This is a genomic window from Bacillus sp. 0209A, assembly GCF_036765095.1.
In the GTDB taxonomy this organism is placed as follows: domain Bacteria; phylum Bacillota; class Bacilli; order Bacillales; family Bacillaceae; genus Bacillus; species Bacillus subtilis_G.
Window position 1 is genome coordinate 890231 of sequence record NZ_JBAIZV010000002.1, and the last position, 17097, is coordinate 907327.

14 protein-coding genes and 4 pseudogenes are annotated in these 17097 nt (G+C 45.8%); 10 read left to right on the top strand and 8 right to left on the bottom strand.

Annotation, left to right across the window (positions count from 1 at the left end; translation table 11 throughout):
• Position 1 precedes the first annotated feature (1 nt).
• Positions 2–904: a carbohydrate ABC transporter permease gene (locus tag V6D44_RS09700; RefSeq protein WP_202328109.1), complete on the top strand. Its 903-nt coding sequence runs from the start codon at positions 2–4 to the stop codon at positions 902–904.
• Positions 905–917: 13 nt separating this feature from the next.
• Positions 918–1772, top strand: a complete 855-nt coding sequence (locus tag V6D44_RS09705; RefSeq protein WP_087991054.1) for a fructoselysine 6-kinase — start codon at positions 918–920, stop codon at positions 1770–1772.
• A gap of 24 nt (positions 1773–1796) precedes the next feature.
• On the opposite strand, the gene frlR is transcribed toward V6D44_RS09705, so the two are convergent.
• Positions 1797–2525 carry a transcriptional regulator FrlR gene (gene frlR / locus V6D44_RS09710; RefSeq protein ID WP_148964033.1) on the bottom strand — a complete coding sequence of 243 codons (729 nt, stop codon included), beginning with the start codon at positions 2523–2525 and terminating at the stop codon, positions 1797–1799.
• A gap of 180 nt (positions 2526–2705) precedes the next feature.
• Between frlR and V6D44_RS09715 the strand changes: the two genes are divergently transcribed.
• Positions 2706–3809, top strand: a complete 1104-nt coding sequence (locus V6D44_RS09715; RefSeq protein ID WP_253268558.1) for an ABC transporter ATP-binding protein — start codon at positions 2706–2708, stop codon at positions 3807–3809.
• Positions 3810–3841: 32 nt separating this feature from the next.
• Here the strand turns inward: V6D44_RS09715 and V6D44_RS09720 are convergent, their stop codons facing one another.
• On the bottom strand, positions 3842–4708 hold the full coding sequence (locus V6D44_RS09720) for an endonuclease I family protein (RefSeq protein ID WP_253268557.1): 867 nt from the start codon (positions 4706–4708) through the stop codon (positions 3842–3844).
• Between the two features lie 81 nt (positions 4709–4789).
• A pseudogene (locus V6D44_RS21095) lies at positions 4790–4861 on the bottom strand (hypothetical protein); the annotation flags it as partial.
• 201 nt (positions 4862–5062) lie between these two features.
• Between V6D44_RS21095 and allC the strand changes: the two are divergent.
• The 4 genes and pseudogenes from allC (at position 5063) to V6D44_RS09740 (ending at position 10065) form a co-directional block, all read left to right on the top strand.
• A complete protein-coding gene (allC, locus tag V6D44_RS09725; protein WP_087991050.1) occupies positions 5063–6301 on the top strand; it encodes an allantoate deiminase in 1239 nt (412 codons plus the stop codon).
• Positions 6302–6318: 17 nt separating this feature from the next.
• Positions 6319–7569, top strand: a complete 1251-nt coding sequence (gene pucG, locus V6D44_RS09730) for a (S)-ureidoglycine--glyoxylate transaminase (RefSeq protein WP_333516441.1) — start codon at positions 6319–6321, stop codon at positions 7567–7569.
• A 227-nt stretch (positions 7570–7796) separates the two neighbouring features.
• Positions 7797–8287, top strand: a pseudogene (locus V6D44_RS09735) (XdhC family protein); the annotation flags it as partial.
• Positions 8288–8937: 650 nt separating this feature from the next.
• The gene (locus tag V6D44_RS09740; RefSeq protein WP_087993338.1) at positions 8938–10065 is read left to right on the top strand and encodes a Rap family tetratricopeptide repeat protein; all 1128 of its coding nucleotides are present in this window, start codon (positions 8938–8940) and stop codon (positions 10063–10065) included.
• Positions 10066–10385: 320 nt separating this feature from the next.
• Here V6D44_RS09740 and V6D44_RS09745 read toward each other — a convergent pair whose 3' ends face one another.
• Positions 10386–10484, bottom strand: coding sequence for a YjcZ family sporulation protein (locus V6D44_RS09745; RefSeq protein WP_032732263.1), 99 nt, complete (start codon positions 10482–10484; stop codon positions 10386–10388).
• A gap of 293 nt (positions 10485–10777) precedes the next feature.
• Between V6D44_RS09745 and V6D44_RS09750 the strand changes: the two genes are divergently transcribed.
• Positions 10778–11470, top strand: coding sequence for an aspartate/glutamate racemase family protein (locus V6D44_RS09750; RefSeq protein ID WP_087993337.1), 693 nt, complete (start codon positions 10778–10780; stop codon positions 11468–11470).
• Between the two features lie 196 nt (positions 11471–11666).
• Here V6D44_RS09750 and V6D44_RS09755 read toward each other — a convergent pair.
• The 3 genes and pseudogenes from V6D44_RS09755 to pucR form a co-directional block, all read right to left on the bottom strand.
• Positions 11667–11852, bottom strand: a pseudogene (locus V6D44_RS09755) (hydroxyisourate hydrolase); the annotation flags it as partial.
• A pseudogene (locus V6D44_RS09760) lies at positions 11849–12076 on the bottom strand (solute carrier family 23 protein); the annotation flags it as partial. The pseudogenes V6D44_RS09760 and V6D44_RS09755, both read right to left, overlap by 4 nt.
• A gap of 146 nt (positions 12077–12222) precedes the next feature.
• Complete coding sequence (pucR, locus tag V6D44_RS09765) at positions 12223–13818, bottom strand: purine catabolism transcriptional regulator PucR (RefSeq protein ID WP_253268554.1); 1596 nt, start codon at positions 13816–13818, stop codon at positions 12223–12225.
• 174 nt (positions 13819–13992) lie between these two features.
• Here pucR and V6D44_RS09770 point away from each other — a divergent pair, with 174 nt between their 5' ends.
• A complete protein-coding gene (locus tag V6D44_RS09770; RefSeq protein WP_333516442.1) occupies positions 13993–15336 on the top strand; it encodes an allantoinase in 1344 nt (447 codons plus the stop codon).
• Positions 15337–15352: 16 nt separating this feature from the next.
• On the opposite strand, the gene V6D44_RS09775 is transcribed toward V6D44_RS09770, so the two are convergent.
• Entirely contained in the window at positions 15353–16621 is a 1269-nt protein-coding gene (locus tag V6D44_RS09775) for a glycosyltransferase (protein WP_333516443.1), read from the bottom strand.
• 108 nt (positions 16622–16729) lie between these two features.
• On the opposite strand from V6D44_RS09775, the gene V6D44_RS09780 reads away from it, so the two are divergent.
• Complete coding sequence (locus V6D44_RS09780) at positions 16730–17077, top strand: YunG family protein (RefSeq protein ID WP_087993334.1); 348 nt, start codon at positions 16730–16732, stop codon at positions 17075–17077.
• The last annotated feature ends 20 nt before the right edge of the window (positions 17078–17097 follow it).

Below are 17097 nucleotides of genomic sequence, written 5' to 3' on the forward strand. Positions count from 1 at the left end.
GATGCTGTCTCAGAAGAAGACAGATTCGTTCAGATTGGAGCCTGTGCCTGACCGGCATATTGAGACGAAAAGAAAACCTAGACGGAAATGGTACATCGGAGAAACGTCTGTATGGATTTTCCTGTTTCTTTATCTGATTGCGATTGCCTATCCGCTTTTATGGATGGTGATGAGTGCTTTTAAAAACTCGGACGATATTTTTGAGCACAGCTGGTCGCTGCCGTCTTCGTGGCATCCGGAAAATTTTGTGTCCGCCTGGAATCAGGGGATTTCTTCTTACTTTATGAACAGTGTCATCGTCACGGCGCTTACGTGTGTAATCACTGTCTTGATCAGTGCATGGGCGGCGTACGGTCTTTCCCGGTTTGAGTTTAAAGGAAAAGGATTCTTTTTGGTGCTTTGTCTTGGCGGTTTGATGCTGACGCCGCAGGTCAGTCTTGTGCCGCTTTATTCTATTATTCAGTCGCTGGGGCTTTACAACACGTATTGGGCTTTGATCTTGCCGTATGCGGCTTATCGGATCCCGTTCACCATCATTTTGATCCGCTCTTATTTTCTTTCTATTTCTAAAGAATTGGAGGAGGCGGCTTATTTAGATGGGTGTACGAGTTTTGGTGTATTTTTCAGAATTTTCTTACCAATGAGTGTGCCGATTTTGGTGACATCCGGCATTTTGACGGCTTACCATACGTGGAATGAGTTTATGTTTGCGATTATTTTCATAGATGATGAGAATTTGCGGACCATTCCAGCGGGGCTGATGCAGTTCAGAGACGCGCTGCAGACGGATTGGGGCGTCCTGTTGGCGGGATTAACGATTTCAGCCGCGCCGATTGTGATTCTATTTTTATTGATGCAAAAATATTTTGTCCGCGGGATTGCAAGCGGAAGTGTAAAAGGATAAAGGAGGAAGCACAATGAAATTGATTGCGGTTGGAGATAATGTTGTCGATTACTATCAGGACCAAGAAACGTTCTACCCGGGAGGAAATGCCTTGAACGTCGCTGTGCTTGCCAAACGGCTCGGGCATGAGGCTTCCTATATCGGAATCGTCGGCAATGATGAAGCCGCGGCGCATCTGTTGAATGTACTGAAATTGGAGCAGGTCAACGCGGATTATATCCGCCAGGCGCACGGAGAAAACGGCATGGCGATTGTCACCCTTGATGAACAGGGGGAACGGATCTTTGTCAGATCAAATAAAGGCGGCATTCAGTCCCGGCTCCGTCTTGTGTTTCAGGAGAAAGATCTAGCCTTTGTCAGCGGGCATGATCTGCTGCATACAAGTGTGTACAGCAAGCTTGAGAACGACCTTCCGCAGCTGTGCGGCCTGATCCCGGTCTCCTTTGATTTTTCAACCAATCGGGAGGATGATTATTTGAGGAAGGTTTGTCCTTATGTGACGCATGCGTTTTTTTCAGGAAGTGATTTGAGTGAGTCGGAGTGCGGTGAGCTTGCCAAAGCAGCTCATGGGTACGGAGCTAAAATCGTTTGTATGACCCGCGGGGGCCAAGGAGCGATCTTGTCTGCGGGAGACCGAATCTATCATCAGCCGATTGTTGAAACTGATATAATAGATACACTTGGAGCGGGAGATTCTTTTATAGCGGGCTTTTTGACTGCTTTTTGCGAGAAGCGGGACATCACGCACGCTTTGCGCCAAGCGGCGGAAACGGCTGCGAGAACATGCGGCGTGTACGGGGCATTCGGCTACGGCCATCCTTTTCGCTTGGAGGATGGGGGAAGCAGTGAAAAAACGAGAATACTATAAGCAGTGTCTCGTTTTTTATGCCGATTATGTGTAGGGGCTGTTGATGGTAAAAGTGACACGGTTTGTGTGCATCAAAAACAGTGAGCAGTAGATTGGTTGGTCGTTTGATGTAAAAGCTGTTTTATCGATTTCAAACAGCGCATCCCCGATATCGCAATCCAGGTATTTGCTTTCCTCCTGCTGGGCATATACAACGTTTAATAGTTTCGTATTGTGAGCAGGAACAACTTGATACTGCTGCTTTAAAATATCATGCATGGACACGCCGTCAGCTATAAAGGTATCAATGCCGGGAAACAAATCGAGCGGATAATGCGTCACTTCAAAGGTGAGCGGCTGGTCATCGTTATATAAAATCCGTTTTAATTCAACGACAGGGCTCTCGGGATTGATTTGCAGCTTTTCGGCAATGGGTTTTGCCGCCGGAATGATTTCATGGGACAGCACCTGATGCTTCGGTTTTTTGCCGGTTGATTCCATAAATTCCGAGTAGCCGTTTACTGCGATTAGCTCCCGTTTTAATTTAGGGCTTTTAACGAACGTTCCCTTTCCTTGCTGCCTGATAAGATAGCCTTCTTCGACTAAATCGAGAATGGCTTTCCTGACGGTAATGCGGCTGACATGATATTTGCTGCAAAGCTCGCTTTCGGTAGGCAGCTTGGCGGTTGGGGAATATACGCCCTTTTTGATGTCATCGGTGATGATTTGTTTTAGCTGAATGTATAAAGGTGTAGAACTTCCGTTGTTTAACAAAAGGTAGCCTCCTTTGAACCTATTATTCATATTATAATGTATTATGACGTTATAATACAAATTTACATTTTTTATTTTAGAAATATAGCAAAAATGGGAATCGATTACTCTAAAAATAACAGAAAGACTGGGTTGTTTCCAGTGACGAAATAACAGATCAAAAGATAGGGGGAATGTCTGATGGCTTCATTAACATTTGAGCATGTCAAAAAAGTATATCACTCTCAATTAACGGTGAAGGACTTTGATTTAGATGTAAAGGATAAGGAGCTTTTGGTGCTGGTGGGGCCGTCAGGATGCGGAAAATCGACCACGCTGCGGATGGTGGCGGGACTGGAGAGCATCTCTGAAGGCCACCTCCTCATTGATGGGGAACGGGTCAATGATCTTCCGCCGAAAGAACGTGATATTGCGATGGTATTCCAAAACTACGCGCTTTATCCGCATATGACGGTTTTTGATAATATGGCGTTTGGATTAAAGCTCAGAAAGATGCCGAAACAGGAAATTACAGAGCGGGTTCATGCGGCAGCCAGAATTTTAGAGATTGAACATTTGCTGAAGAGAAAACCGAAGGCACTCTCCGGCGGGCAGCGGCAAAGGGTGGCGCTTGGCAGATCGATTGTGAGGGAGCCGAAGGTCTTTTTAATGGATGAGCCGCTTTCGAATCTGGACGCAAAGCTGAGAGTGACAATGCGGACAGAAATCAGCAAGCTGCACCAGCGTTTAGAGGCAACCGTCATTTATGTCACGCATGACCAGACCGAAGCGATGACGATGGGCGATCGGATTGTGGTGATGAATGAAGGGGAAATCCAGCAAGTGGCGAAACCTCATGACATTTATCATTACCCGGCGAATCTGTTTGTCGCAGGCTTCATCGGCTCCCCGGGAATGAACTTTCTGAAAGGCGTGATAGAAGAGCGGCATGGCGAGCTGTTTTTCATAAACCCTTCGATCCGGCTTCATATTCCTGAAGAAAAAGCGAAGCGGCTTAAGGAAAAGGGATATGCCGGAGAACAGATGATTGCCGGCGTAAGGCCAGAACATATGACACAATCGACGGGACATGATCAGTTGTTTGATGCAGTGTTTAAAGCGAAGGCGGAAGTGAATGAAAACTTGGGAGCGGAGCTGATTGTGCATGTCACGGCTGGGGACGAGCGGCTCACGGTCCGCATGGACGGAAACACGCGAATCGCCGCAGGCGATTCGATCCAGCTGGCGGTGAAAATGGATCAAGTCGTCTTTTTCGATGCGGAAACGGAAAAAGCTGTGTATTAAGAAAGGTGCTCCTGTTGCGGAGCACCTTTTTCTTACGGCCAAATGTCGTCGGCCCATTCAGGATGGTCGATAAAAGGATTGCGGTTGTGCTGATATTTCTCATAAATGATTTCATTTCTTTTCCGCTCGCGGTCGTCAACCGGATCCTGCCTATTCCATTCGAGGAGGACAGATTGTTTTCCGTGATAAGGGGCGGAGCCGTTGCCTGTTTTATCATTCAGTTCAAGATCAGGGTACCCGTCATTACCTTCGTAACGGACTGCCATGTAAAACAGCATGCGGGCGACATCGCCTTTCACATCATCGCGGGGCTCCCATGAGTCTCCGTCATAATAATTTCCGGGTGCTTTGGCATGTTCTGTGCCGCCGTTGTCAAAATCCATATTTCCTCTGGCGCTGTTGACTTGGACATCAGCCGGGCGCAAATGGTGAATGTCGGTGCCAGGCCCCTTGCTTGTGCCAAAATTACCATGGGATTTCGCCCAAACGTGCTCGCGGTTCCAATCGCCGACATTGCCGCCATTCAGGTTTTTCGACCGCGATTCATTCGTATAGAGCAGGATGACGTTATTTCGGTTTTTTGGGTCTTCATCGGTTTCTTTCAGCGCGTTCCATACTTCGCTGTATGACAGCGTCGTGTGTCCGCTGATGATGCGGTGCAGGGCGCTTTTTAGCGATTCACCTGACTTTCCTTCAGCCCCTTCATAATAGGTATCTGTGTCAGCGTAGGGTGCAGCGGGAGCGGCTAATGAGAGAAGCCCCCCGGTTTCTGAATAGGAAGAAGCCAATCGTTCATTCAGGCTCAGTGCGGTTTGCGTGCTTGCTGAGGCGGCGGGCGCAAACCATCCGGAAATCAGTAATACAAAGACGAGCGGCAGAAACCTTGCTATTTTGGTCATCACTTGCCCTCCTTTTATCAGATCATGTCTATTATCTAAAATTGAAATAAAGGATAGAAGTGTTATTTTGTATATTTTTCATTAAAATTGTAAATTAGTCCCTTTGGAGGAGGCGGATATCCACTGTTCCAATATCTTTAGGCCTCGTTTTTGCATATTGGCTCTCTACCTTATTGTGTTTTCTTTTGACTTTACATGAAAACAGCCCTGAGAGGTAGAGTATTTTCTGGCCGTTATGCTGCTGGATAGATATTGTGACTAAAAAATAAACGTTTTTTTGGTTAATCTGCCAATGAACTATCCGTGTTCCTCCTTCTATAATGAAGTCACCATAACGGCCAGAGGGGGGAGTACATGGAAAAGCAGAAGCTTTCAGTCAAAAACAGCATTACTGATTATATTGAATGGCTCGCCCAATACGGCACATCCGCGGACGGCGGCGTGACGAGGCTTTTGTATACAAACGAATGGATGGATGCGCAGCTTGCCGTGAAGGCGGAAATGTCGGCATTCGGGCTTGAAACAAGATTCGACGATGTCGGCAATGTGTTTGGAAGGCTTTCGGGCACCCAGTCTCCGGATGAGGTCATTTTAACCGGTTCACATATCGATACCGTCCTCAATGGAGGAAAGTATGACGGCGCCTATGGCGTTCTTGCGGCAATGCTCGCGATCAAGCAGCTCAAAGAAACGTACGGAGCACCGAAAAAAACACTTGAAGCGGTCTCCTTATGTGAGGAGGAGGGCAGCCGTTTTCCAATGACCTATTGGGGATCGGGGAATCTGACTGGTGTTTTTTCTGTACATGATGCAGAAGAACCGAGAGACGAATCAGGTGTTTCTCTGCAAACAGCGATGTATGAGTGCGGTTTTGGTAAAGGTGAGTATCAGGCAGCCTGCAGGACAGATATCAGCGCCTTTGTCGAGCTTCACATTGAACAGGGTCAGACATTGGAAATGTCAGGCCGGGATCTCGGCGTTGTGACAAGTATTGCGGGGCAGAGGCGATATCTCGTCACGCTGGAGGGGGAATGCAATCACGCGGGAACAACCTCTATGAAATGGCGCAAGGATCCCCTTGCAGCTAGCAGCCGTATCATTCATGAGCTGCTGCTGCGGTCGGATGAGCAGCCGGATGAGCTCCGTCTGACATGCGGGAAAATTACGGCGGAGCCCAATGTGGCCAATGTCATACCGGGCCGCGTGCAGTTTTCAATCGATATTCGCCATCAGCATCAGCACGTGCTGGAGCAATTTCATAATGACATGGCTGCTTTGATCAACGGCATTTGCCATCAAAAAGGGATTCGTGCCATAAATGATGAATATATGCGGATAGAGCCTGTGCCAATGGACGAAAGGCTGAAGGCTGCGGCTCTTGAATCAGCGGCAGAAAACGGTCTCAGCTGTGAAGAAATGGTGAGCGGAGCAGGGCATGACGCGCAAATGATCGGAAGACGCTATCCGGCTTGTATGCTGTTCGTGCCAAGCCGCGGCGGCATCAGCCACTCACCGAAGGAATATACCTCAGCCAGACAGCTTGAGAACGGCGTCCGCGCATTGGCTGATTTATTATACAGACTGGCTTACTGATAAAGGGAGGAATGGCTGTGTCAGGCAGAAAAGAATTATGCACCCCGTTAAGAACGATTATGACGCCGGGACCTGTGGAGGTCGATCCGCGTGTCTTAAGAGTGATGAGCACCCCGGTTGTCGGCCAATTCGATCCGGCGTTTACAGGTATCATGAATGAAACGATGGAAATGCTCCGGGAGCTGTTTCAAACGAAAAACCGCTGGGCATACCCGATTGACGGCACTTCACGGGCGGGAATCGAAGCGGTGCTGGCGAGTGTGATTGAGCCGGAAGATGATGTGCTCATCCCCATTTACGGGCGCTTCGGTTATTTGCTGACTGAAATTGCCGAGCGGTATGGAGCAAATGTTCATACGCTTGAGTGTGAGTGGGGAACGGTTTTTGACCCGCAGGACATCATACGGGAAATGAAAAAAGTGAAACCGAAAATCGTGGCGATGGTGCATGGGGAAACATCGACAGGGCGGGTTCACCCGCTGGAAGCAATCGGCGAAGCCTGCCGGGCCCAGGATGCATTGTTCATCGTCGATGCAGTTGCGACGATTGGCGGCTGCGAGGTCAAAGTCGATGATTGGAAGATTGACGCGGCCATCGGCGGCACGCAAAAGTGCTTGTCTGTTCCATCGGGAATGGCACCAATTACATATAATGAGCGGGTGGCGGATGTGATTGGGGCTCGAAAAAAGGTGGAGCGCGGGATTGCGACACAAGCTGACAGGGCAACGCTTTCGCGGAACCGGCCGATCACAAGCAATTATTTTGATTTGAGCCAGCTTGAGGATTATTGGAGTGAAAGACGGCTCAATCATCATACTGAAGCAACGACAATGCTGTACGCCTTGCGTGAGGGTGTCAGGCTGACACTTGAAGAAGGTCTTGAAGCCCGCTTTGAGCGGCATCGCCGCCATGAGGCTGCATTAGCAGCAGGGATTAAGGCAATGGGGCTGAAGCTTTTTGGAGATGACAGCTGCAAAATGCCTGTTGTCACCTGTGTAGAAATCCCCGGCGGCATTGACGGCGAGTCTGTCCGGCATATGCTTTTGGCGCAATTCGGCATCGAAATCGCCAGCTCATTCGGTCCGCTGGCGGGAAAAATCTGGAGAATCGGCACGATGGGCTACAGCTGCAGAAAAAAAAACGTGCTGTTCGTGCTTGCCGGGTTAGAGGCTGTGCTGCTGAGGCATGGCGCAGGGATCGAAGCAGGAAAAGCGCTCCAAGCGGCGCTTGATGTTTATGAAAACGCTGCCCGTCAAACAGCGGTATAAAGAAAAGCTTGCGGAATGCCGCAAGCTTTTTTAGCGATAAGATTTCGCTTTTTCTCCAATCTGTTTTCTTCGTTTGACTCTTTTTACAAATCGTCTTTCCCTGTGTTGCATTTTCTGACGAAGCATGAGTCATTTTTTCTTCCATCAGCTACTCTTTATACAAGTTACCTATAAAATCACGCTGAACTTGTTGTTTCTTCCAGCGATTTTTGAGAGAGGATGCAGCATTGGGAAATTTGCAGATAATATTAGATGCGCTCCGGGAAGATCGGGATGAGGCTGTGCTGGCGACAATTGTTCAAGTTGAAGGCTCCGCATATCGAAAAGCAGGTGCCTCTATGCTTTTTAAGAAAAATGGGGAACGGGTCGGCCTGCTGAGCGGCGGGTGTGGGGAAGAAGATTTTCGCCACAGAATCAGTGAGCTGGGAGACCAGCTGACGTCAGTGCTGATTCCCTATGACATGCGGGCGGAGGACGATATGTCCTGGGGCATGGGAGCCGGATGCAACGGCGTAATTCATATTCATGCGGAGCGAATCACTCAGGAAAAAAGGCGCACATTGATAGAGTTAGGGACTGCCTTCATTCAGGCAAAGCTGTCACAGCCGTTACGCAGCTTGACTCCTCCCATTATTTATTTTTGTCTGAGAACACGCATTTCGGGAACTGGCCGGACGCGCCTCTGCAAGACATTCAACGTACCGCTTCAACGCTTCATTTTTTTAAAGCCGGAATTCATTCGTGTGAAAAATTGATTTTTACAATAGTAAGATGATCAAGGGCATTCATTTACCTTTCCGACTCCAATACTAGACTCTGTATCCGGCAATCATTTTTTCTAAATCAGCCATATCACTTAGAGGTCTATGAAACGTGTCTAGCTACCGGCAATATTTTTTAAAGTATCTCGAATTATTCCTTTATTTCCTCCTTTTATCAATTACTAACACCAGCCAATAAGCCTATAAGACTCAAAACAATAGTTATAGCAAGGAAAGCCCAAACTAATGCAGCGAATGGAGTATTAATTCCCATACCTTCTTTCCATTTGGAAGTTCGGCTTGTTCTGAACTTTCCTAGCTGAGTACATAAAATTACATTTAACAATACTGATATGACAAGTGCTGTTACTAAATATAATAAATTCAAACCCATCAACCTTTCTTTTTAAGCTTTCCTCTAGTGTAATCGATAAACAGATATAGATTTCAAGTGTCTTTATTATGTTTTTTCAACTATAGATTATGACGTTGTTACAAAGAGTTTGATAAGAGGAGCAGCATGAAAAAGTTTGCGGTTTTTTTGCGGTCATACATATTTTTGGAAATGTTAGAATATTACATAAGAGAGTATATAAGGAGGGGTCTTGTGAATCCGGTTTTATCATCGTCAGAAGTTGGCGTTAAGATCAATGAATGGTATAAAATGATACGTCAATTTAGTGTCCCGGATGCAGAGATTTTAAAGGCTGAGGTGGAGCAGGAGATCAATCAGATGGAAGAAAATGAGTATTTGCTTATTTACTTCTCTCTTATGAAATTTCGGCATCAACTCATGCTAGATTATTTGGAACCCGTAACAACACGTATAAGACCAACTATTGACGAACTTCTTGAAAAAATTGAGGTTTCAAATAAAGGCATATCTGGCCTGTTGTCGTATTATTCTTTGTTTTTCCGAGGAATGTACGAGTTTGATAAAAAACAATACATGAAAGCTATCTACTATTATAGAGAAGCGGAGAAGCAGCTTATACATGTCCCTGATGAGATCGAAAGAGCAGAGTTTCATTTTAAGTTAGCTGAAGCATATTATGGTATGAAGCAAAGTCATGTGTCTATGCATCACGTTAAACAAGCGTTGGATATTTATAATCAATATGAACTTTATAAGGTGCGAAAAGTTCAGTGTATGTTTGTGATCTCAGGGAATTATACTGATTTTAAACGTTATGAGAAAAGCCAGCCGCATCTTGAAAAGGCATTAGAGTTATCTAAGGAATTGAATAACAAGAGGTTGATTAGTTCTGCGCTATATAATTTAGGCACGAATTTTGCGGACAGTGGCGATTACGAGCAAGCGGAAGTATTCATGAAGCAAGCTGTGGAGATAACAGAAAAAGAAAAGCTCTCAAACTTGCAACATTCTTTATTTTCCTATGCGAAAATCCTTTTTAAACAAGGGAAAATGAATGAAGCTATCCAAATAAGTAAGAAAGGGTTGTCGGCAGCTCTTTATCAAGGTGATGAACTGTTTGCGAAATTACAGAAATATTTAAAAGCTCTTTATGTCGATGCAGTAGATCAACATGGAGTGAATCAAACCATAGAGTACTTAGAAAAGAATAAGAACTATTCGTATGTTGAAGATATTGCTTTTGAGACTGCAGCTGCTTACGCAAACTCAAAAGAATTTGAAACATCCTATGTATATCATCAGAAAATGTTTCAGACTCAAACACAAATTCAAAGGGGAGAATGCCTGTATGACTTTTAAAAAGAAGGTATGCCTTATCCCTGAGGTTATTACTTGTTTTAGTATGTGGTTTCGGTACTGACTTTACAGAGAATCAAACCTAAAACACATTTCATATTGCTTCAGATCGTTTTCAAACCTGAAAAACGATGATTCCTATAATCCCTTCAAAACGGAGGGTCTTTTTTTATGTCTAAACACGAATTTAATACATATTTTCCTAGTTCAGAAACGTTCTCAGGTATGAGTCGTAATTACACAGCAAAAACGCCATAAAAACTTCTTATGGCGTCTGTCGAACAGGAGGTGCTCACACACGGAGGAGTTAGGCAAAGTTACACTTAATAACCACCGAAGAAAGAAGTTCCAACAATGATTAACAAAATGAATAGCACCACGATCAAAGCGAAGGAGCTGCCATATCCATTTGAGTAACCCATATTGCCACCTCCTTAGTGAGGATAGTATAAGATATGTCAAACGATCATTTTCGACATAGATTTAAGTCTAAAAAAGAGAAAATGAATATTTTGTCTAAAGGTGTAAGAGAGAACGCATAATCAATAACTATTAAACATGCAGCTATTGCCCTCAAATCATTTGTTTGAGGAAATTCAGCATCTGTCTGCTTTTTCTCGCAGGCCATTCGCCTGAAAAATTAATGATTGTATCAGATTGACCTATACTTTAGAATGACTAATTATATTCTGAAAATTTTATCAGGGGTGGTTATATGAAAACGATTGGTCTTATTGGCGGGATGAGTTGGGAATCTTCAGCTGAATATTATCGAATCATTAATGAGGAAATAAAAAAGAAATTAGGGGGACTGCATTCGGCGAAATGCCTTTTATACAGTGTTGATTTTAAGGAGATTGAACACTATCAGTCCGAAGGGGCTTGGGATCAAGCCGGTGCAGCTTTAGGGGAAGCTGCGAGATCATTAGAAAAAGCCGGTGCAGATTTTATAGTAATATGTACAAATACCATGCATAAAGTAATTGGCTATATCCAAGAAATGATCACTATCCCTATTTTACATATTGCAGATGCAACTGCCGATCAAATCACTAGACAAGGTATTCGTTCGGTAGGATTACTTGGTACTAAGTATACGATGGAACAAGATTTTTATAGATCACGTATTGAGTCTCACGATATCAATGTCATTGTGCCTAGTGATGAGGAAAGAGAATTAATCAATCATATTATTTATCAGGAACTATGTTTGGGGGAAATCAAACAGTCGTCCAGAAACATGTATAAGAAGATGATCAATCATTTGGTAGATCGGGGAGCAGAAGGGATTATTCTCGGATGCACTGAAATTGGTTTATTAGTAAAGGCAGAGGATTCTAAAGTGCCATTATTTGATACGGCTTTCATCCATGCTCAAACAGCAGTGAATACATCTCTTTCGATTTAGCTGTGTGTGTTGTCAAGTGAAAAAAGTGTCATCAAACAATGATTGAAACGCAAAAACAAATTCAAAGAGGAGAATGCCTGTATGAATTTAAAAAGGCGTAATCATTATTTTTGATGTTGTTTCACTTGACCGTAATCAAACGTGAAAAGTTTATAAAGTTCATATAGAAGCCCGCCTCATCGGCGGACTTCCTTTTCTAACTCCTCTTATACACCTGATAACCAAACGGCGACAGCAAAAGCCGGATGTGATAATCAGCGTCTGGATCTGCAAGTTGAAATCGGACGGTGACAATGGTTAAAAACGGCTGGTCTGCCATGCTCACTTTTTGACTCGCAAAATAATCCCGTGCATGGAACTCCATCACATACTCACCAGACTGCCGAGCATGACGGGAAGCCCGATGCCGATGTATGCGCCGCGCAAGGTTTGCAAAAGCGTCGCGGCGCCGCATGTTAACAGGTCAATCGCCAACAAGTAAGAAAGTTGTTCTGTTGTTAAGTTCAGCGCCCTGCCGACAAGCAGGGGCGCCATAATCGCACCTGCATACATGGCCAGCACATGCTGCAGGCCAAGAGAAAAAACCGCAAACGATTTTTGTTTCACCATAGTCCCTTCTTTTATATGTGAACTTTAGTAACATGATAGCGTGCCGATTGTCGGGTGTCCTTGGATACAGTAGCCGAAAAAGACAGGTGTTATTGCTGAAAGTGACGAAAATCGATTTAGTTTGTAAGAAAATATGACGGGTGTTAGCTGATCAGCCGCTGCATCCGCAAGGCAAGCCGCAAACGCATCGTCGTGTCAGGGTCTTTTAAGCTTTTGCCCAGCAGTTCCTCACATTTTTCAAGGCGGTAGATGACCGTATTCCGGTGAACGTACAGACGCTTTGCCGTCTCGGAAATTTGGCAGTGTGTCTCTAAATAGACGGACAGCGTATGAAGCAGGCTTTGATCCTCCTGCTGTTTTTCAGCGAGGCTTTGAAGTGTCGAGTGATAAAATTTCTTCAAATCCTCAACCGGGAGCAGGCGAAGAAGCTCAGGCACATCTTTGGCGTGATACACCTGAATAAACGCCGTGCTTCTTGACAAATGCCCTGATTGCAGGGCATCAGATGCCTCTGTGAAAGCGTCGGGAATATCAATGAGCTTTTGGCATATATTGCTGATGCCAAAGGACACAGTCCGTTTAAATTGAGCTTTGACTTGTGTTTGGAACTGCTCTAAAAAGCTGATCACTGAGGCGTGCATTTCACTCCAGCTGTCTGTCGCTTCGATCAGAATAATGCCGACATTTCCTTTAATAAAGAGATGGGGCGGAAACGGGAAGGCCGATAATTCGCCTTCAAGAAACTCGAATACGCTGTCGGAGGCGAGCTGATTTTCTGTAAAGCTGATCGATTCGTCATTTCGGTCGAGTTTTCCGGCGATGCACATATATTTTTGATCCCAGCGCAGCTTAAATTCCTTCGCCCGGTTTTTGATTTCCTCGTCTGAAGAAAATGACCGTTCAATAAAATTGCTGAAAAACTCATTGCGCGCCCGCCGCCCGTATTGCTTCAGCGCATTTTCCTTCAGCAGTTCAAAAGAAATCACGTTGGCCGCTTGTTCAATCGTGAGAACCAATCCTTTGTCGCCGGCCTGCACCATGTCAAGTATCAGCAGGTAGCCGCAGTTTTTTTCGTGATTATAAATAGGAAGGACAGAATAGGTTTTCTGGTCCGAGACCGCAGAGAAACAAGTGAAAAACGGCCCTGATATGGTATTCAGGGTTCCTTTCAGCTTTTCGGTTTCAAATGAAATCTGATGGGAAGCAGACAGCATTTTAGCATGCTGGTCAAGCAGCAGTACGGGAAGCTGAAGGAGGTCTGACACCTTTTTGAGGAGAGATTGCAGCCCTTTGCCGCTCATAATGTGGTTTGTGAATTTTTTGTGCGCGTAAATGGCTTGCCGCAGCTCGTTAGAACGCATATCGAGAATATGGCTGAGTGTGGCATTCACAATATCGCCGAGGCGGATGTGTTCGGGAAGCTCAATAATCGGGAACGCGTATGAATCGGCCAGCTCGATAATTTCCTTCGGGATATCCTCTAGGTAGCGTTTTGTTTTAATGCCTAGGCCCGCGCAGCCGCGTTTTGCCATTTGCTGAATCAGTTTTGATAACTGGTGCGGATGATCTTTCAGGTGATAGGCGGTGGTGACGAGCAATTCATTTTTATGCAGAAAGTCTGCGATATCCGGAGCATCCATCATATTGACATGCTGAACCTCTCTTTCTCCTCCTGCTTTTCCCGCGATTAAATGGGCGTTTTCATAAGCCGGTATTTTCATCACATCTAAAATATTCATAGCGCATTCTCCTTTTCTATAAAAACATTAGTTAAGATGAATAATTTTCAATAGAAATTCTAGCGGTTTTGCTGATGTAATACGATCATAGTAGCAGTAAACTATTCAAAATAGAACGGGTTGTGTGACATAAACTGACATAAAAAATCGTCATCCTGACATGGGGGGATCAGTATGAATTACGATATGGTGATAAAAGGTGCGAAAGCAGTTACGCCAAGTGGCGTGAAAGAAGCTGATATTGCAGTGCGAAACGGCATCATTGCCGAGATTGGATCTGCCATTGAAGCAGGCGGGACAGCTGTTGTACAGGCCAGCGGACAATATGTGTTTCCGGGTGCGGTAGACTGCCATGTTCATTTCAATGAACCGGGCAGAGAGGACTGGGAGGGGATTGAAACAGGTTCTCAAATGATGGCCGCAGGCGGCTGCACCACTTATTTTGATATGCCGCTCAATTGCATTCCATCAACCGTGACGGCAGAACATCTTCTCGCAAAAGCAGAACTCGGCAGGCAAAAATCAGCCGTGGATTTTGCGCTATGGGGCGGCCTCGTGCCCGGCCATATCGAGGACATCCGCCCAATGGCCGAGGCGGGAGCGATCGGGTTTAAAGCGTTTTTATCAAAATCAGGCACAGACGAGTTCACCTCTGTTGATGAACGGACATTGCTCAAAGGCATGGCAGAAATCGCGGCTGCAGGAAAAATTCTCGCTCTTCACGCGGAGAGTGACGCGATCACAAGCTATTTGCAGATGGTTTTGGCCAATAAAGGAAGGGTGGATGCGGATGCGTACGCCGCCTCCCGCCCGGAGGAAGCCGAAGCTGAAGCGGTGTATCGCACGATACAGTATGCGAAGGCGACGGGGTGTCCGGTTCATTTTGTCCATATCAGCACGGCGAAAGCGGTTCGGCTGATCAGGGAGGCGAAACAGGAAGGCCTTGATGTTTCGGTCGAAACATGCCCGCATTATCTCTTGTTCAGCCACGATGATTTACGTGAAAAGGGCTCTGCCGCAAAATGCGCGCCCCCGCTCCGTTCACCGCAATCAAAGGAGGCGCTGATCGAGGCGATCATTGCGGGGCATATTGACATGGTCTCCTCTGACCATTCTCCTTGCCGTCCGTCCTTAAAGCGGGAGGATAATTTGTTTTTATCATGGGGCGGAATCAGCGGCGGGCAGTTCACTTTATTAGGAATGCTGGAACTGGCGCTTGAGCATCAGATTCCGTTTGAAACCATCGCTGAATGGACAGCGGCAGCCCCTGCGAGACGATTCGGCCTGCAGCAAAAAGGGCGGCTTGAAGAGGGATGTGATGCGGATTTTGTCCTCGTCGGCATGGAGCCGTACACTGTCACGAGAGAATCGATGTTTGCAAAGCATAAGCTAAGCCTTTACGAAGGACATACATTTCCCTGCCGCATTTCGGCCACATACAGTAAAGGCCGGTGCGTGTACAGCGGCAGGGACAAAGCAGAAAGAGCAAATGACGGAGCCATGGTCGTTCCATCGTAAAAAACCCCGGCAGATTTTATGTTGCCGGGGTTTTTTCCTCTAGTTTTTCTTCAATAAAGTCCGCAGTATGTCTTACTCCATCTTCTTTTTTAATAAGAGCTGCAGCTTCAGAAGCCCGTTGAGAATACGTATGGTTGGAGACCAGTTCGTGGATTCTGGAAACGAAGGCTTCAACTGACATCTTTTTTTCTTTCAGAGGGGCAGCAGCCACTCCGATGTCTCGCATTTTTCTTGCCCAAAAAGGCTGATCCCCAGAGAATGGGCATATTATCATTGGTTTGCCAGCTTTCAATGCCGCGGCCGTAGTCCCGGCGCCACCATGATGAATGACTGCTCGTGATTGAGGAAAAATCCAGCTGTGAGGCATGGACCCTGCTGTGAAAATATGAGGTGAATCTGTTGTCCGGTTGATCCCGCTCGAGCCCGTCAGCAAAATGGCGCGCTGTCCGGTTTCTTTGAATGCTTGCTGAAGCATGTTCAGTATGTGATCCGGGTTTCGTAATGGCATACTGCTAAAACTAACGGTAAAAGGAGGCGGCCCCGCTTCTAAAAAATGCAACAGCTCAGGTGGAGGGGTCCAGGCATCTTCGTCTAAAAACCAGAATCCCTTCATTGAAACACGACCTTCCCATTGTTGGTCAAAGGGAATGATGGAAGGGCTGCATCCATACAGAATAGGAATATGCTTTCCATTCAGTACGGAATCATCCTTAAAAACAGAACGTTTACCAGACAGGCCGAGTGTCTCCTGTCTCCACTTGTTAACCAGCGAAAAAAATGATGCGGTTAATAATCGATTGATTTTAAAACTGGCCCTGTTAAGCGTTCCGCTCCGCATGACAAACGGTAAGACGGGATTTGTAAAATGGCGGGTGGGAGCTATAACAGGAACGGGGTGAGCGATAAAGGCGGGGATGTGCAGGGCTTCGGCAAGATCATAACCGCCAAATACTTTAGGATGATAAATGATTGCATCGGCATCTTGAGCGACCGTCCAAATATCGTCTAACATTTGTTCCATCATTGGGTAAATGACGGTTTTCAGTTGTCTGACGATTGATATCGGATTTCCTTTCAGCATGTTTTTCCCTTCTTCTGATTGCGTCAAATCTGCGTAATCGGCTCTGATGGCTGAAAAGGAGAGCCTGTTTTTCTCCGCTAGGTCTTTGAATGCGTCTTCAGTGCAAATCGTCACATGATGACCGCGTCTTGATAATTCTTTTCCCAATGCGATAAAAGGCTGTACATCGCCCCTCGTCCCGATCGTAAGTAGGTTGATTTTCATGATTCGCCTCCGGAATGTCATTCATTACCACTAATTTATCATACATAAGCACCTATCAGTTTTTAAAATGCAATCAACGTGGTATCTTTTTTGAAGGAGGCGGAGGCAATGGAACATATCAAATACATACTCAAGCAATCATGGTCGCGTCATACGAGCTCTAAATGGACGGAAGAATGCCCGTCGTCCGGCCAATGCGGTGTGACGGCTTTGGTGATACAGGATCAATTCGGCGGCGCCATTTATAAAACAAAAGTCGGTGAGAGCTGGCATTTTTATAACAGCATCAATGGCGTGATGTACGATTTTACGAGTGAACAGTTTCAGGCGCCTATTGACTATCAGCATATTCCTTCCTCAAGGGAAGAGGCGTTCTTAGATACGAATGAGGAACAATATCAGCATCTTTGTTCAGCGTTTTCCCGCTACATGAATAGCATTTCCGAGGAAACCTGAAAACACGTGTGATAAACTGG

Excerpts from the sequence above, each read along its gene's own strand:
- V6D44_RS09700 (WP_202328109.1), top strand. The coding sequence starts at position 2 with ATGCTGTCTCAGAAGAAGACAGATTCGTTCAGATTGGAGCCTGTGCCT.
- V6D44_RS09705 (WP_087991054.1), top strand. The coding sequence starts at position 918 with ATGAAATTGATTGCGGTTGGAGATAATGTTGTCGATTACTATCAGGAC.
- V6D44_RS09715 (WP_253268558.1), top strand. The coding sequence starts at position 2,706 with ATGGCTTCATTAACATTTGAGCATGTCAAAAAAGTATATCACTCTCAA.
- V6D44_RS09720 (WP_253268557.1), bottom strand. The coding sequence starts at position 4,708 with ATGACCAAAATAGCAAGGTTTCTGCCGCTCGTCTTTGTATTACTGATT.
- allC (WP_087991050.1), top strand. The coding sequence starts at position 5,063 with ATGGAAAAGCAGAAGCTTTCAGTCAAAAACAGCATTACTGATTATATT.
- V6D44_RS09745 (WP_032732263.1), bottom strand. The coding sequence starts at position 10,484 with ATGGGTTACTCAAATGGATATGGCAGCTCCTTCGCTTTGATCGTGGTG.
- V6D44_RS09750 (WP_087993337.1), top strand. The coding sequence starts at position 10,778 with ATGAAAACGATTGGTCTTATTGGCGGGATGAGTTGGGAATCTTCAGCT.
- pucR (WP_253268554.1), bottom strand. The coding sequence starts at position 13,818 with ATGAATATTTTAGATGTGATGAAAATACCGGCTTATGAAAACGCCCAT.
- V6D44_RS09770 (WP_333516442.1), top strand. The coding sequence starts at position 13,993 with ATGAATTACGATATGGTGATAAAAGGTGCGAAAGCAGTTACGCCAAGT.
- V6D44_RS09775 (WP_333516443.1), bottom strand. The coding sequence starts at position 16,621 with ATGAAAATCAACCTACTTACGATCGGGACGAGGGGCGATGTACAGCCT.
- V6D44_RS09780 (WP_087993334.1), top strand. The coding sequence starts at position 16,730 with ATGGAACATATCAAATACATACTCAAGCAATCATGGTCGCGTCATACG.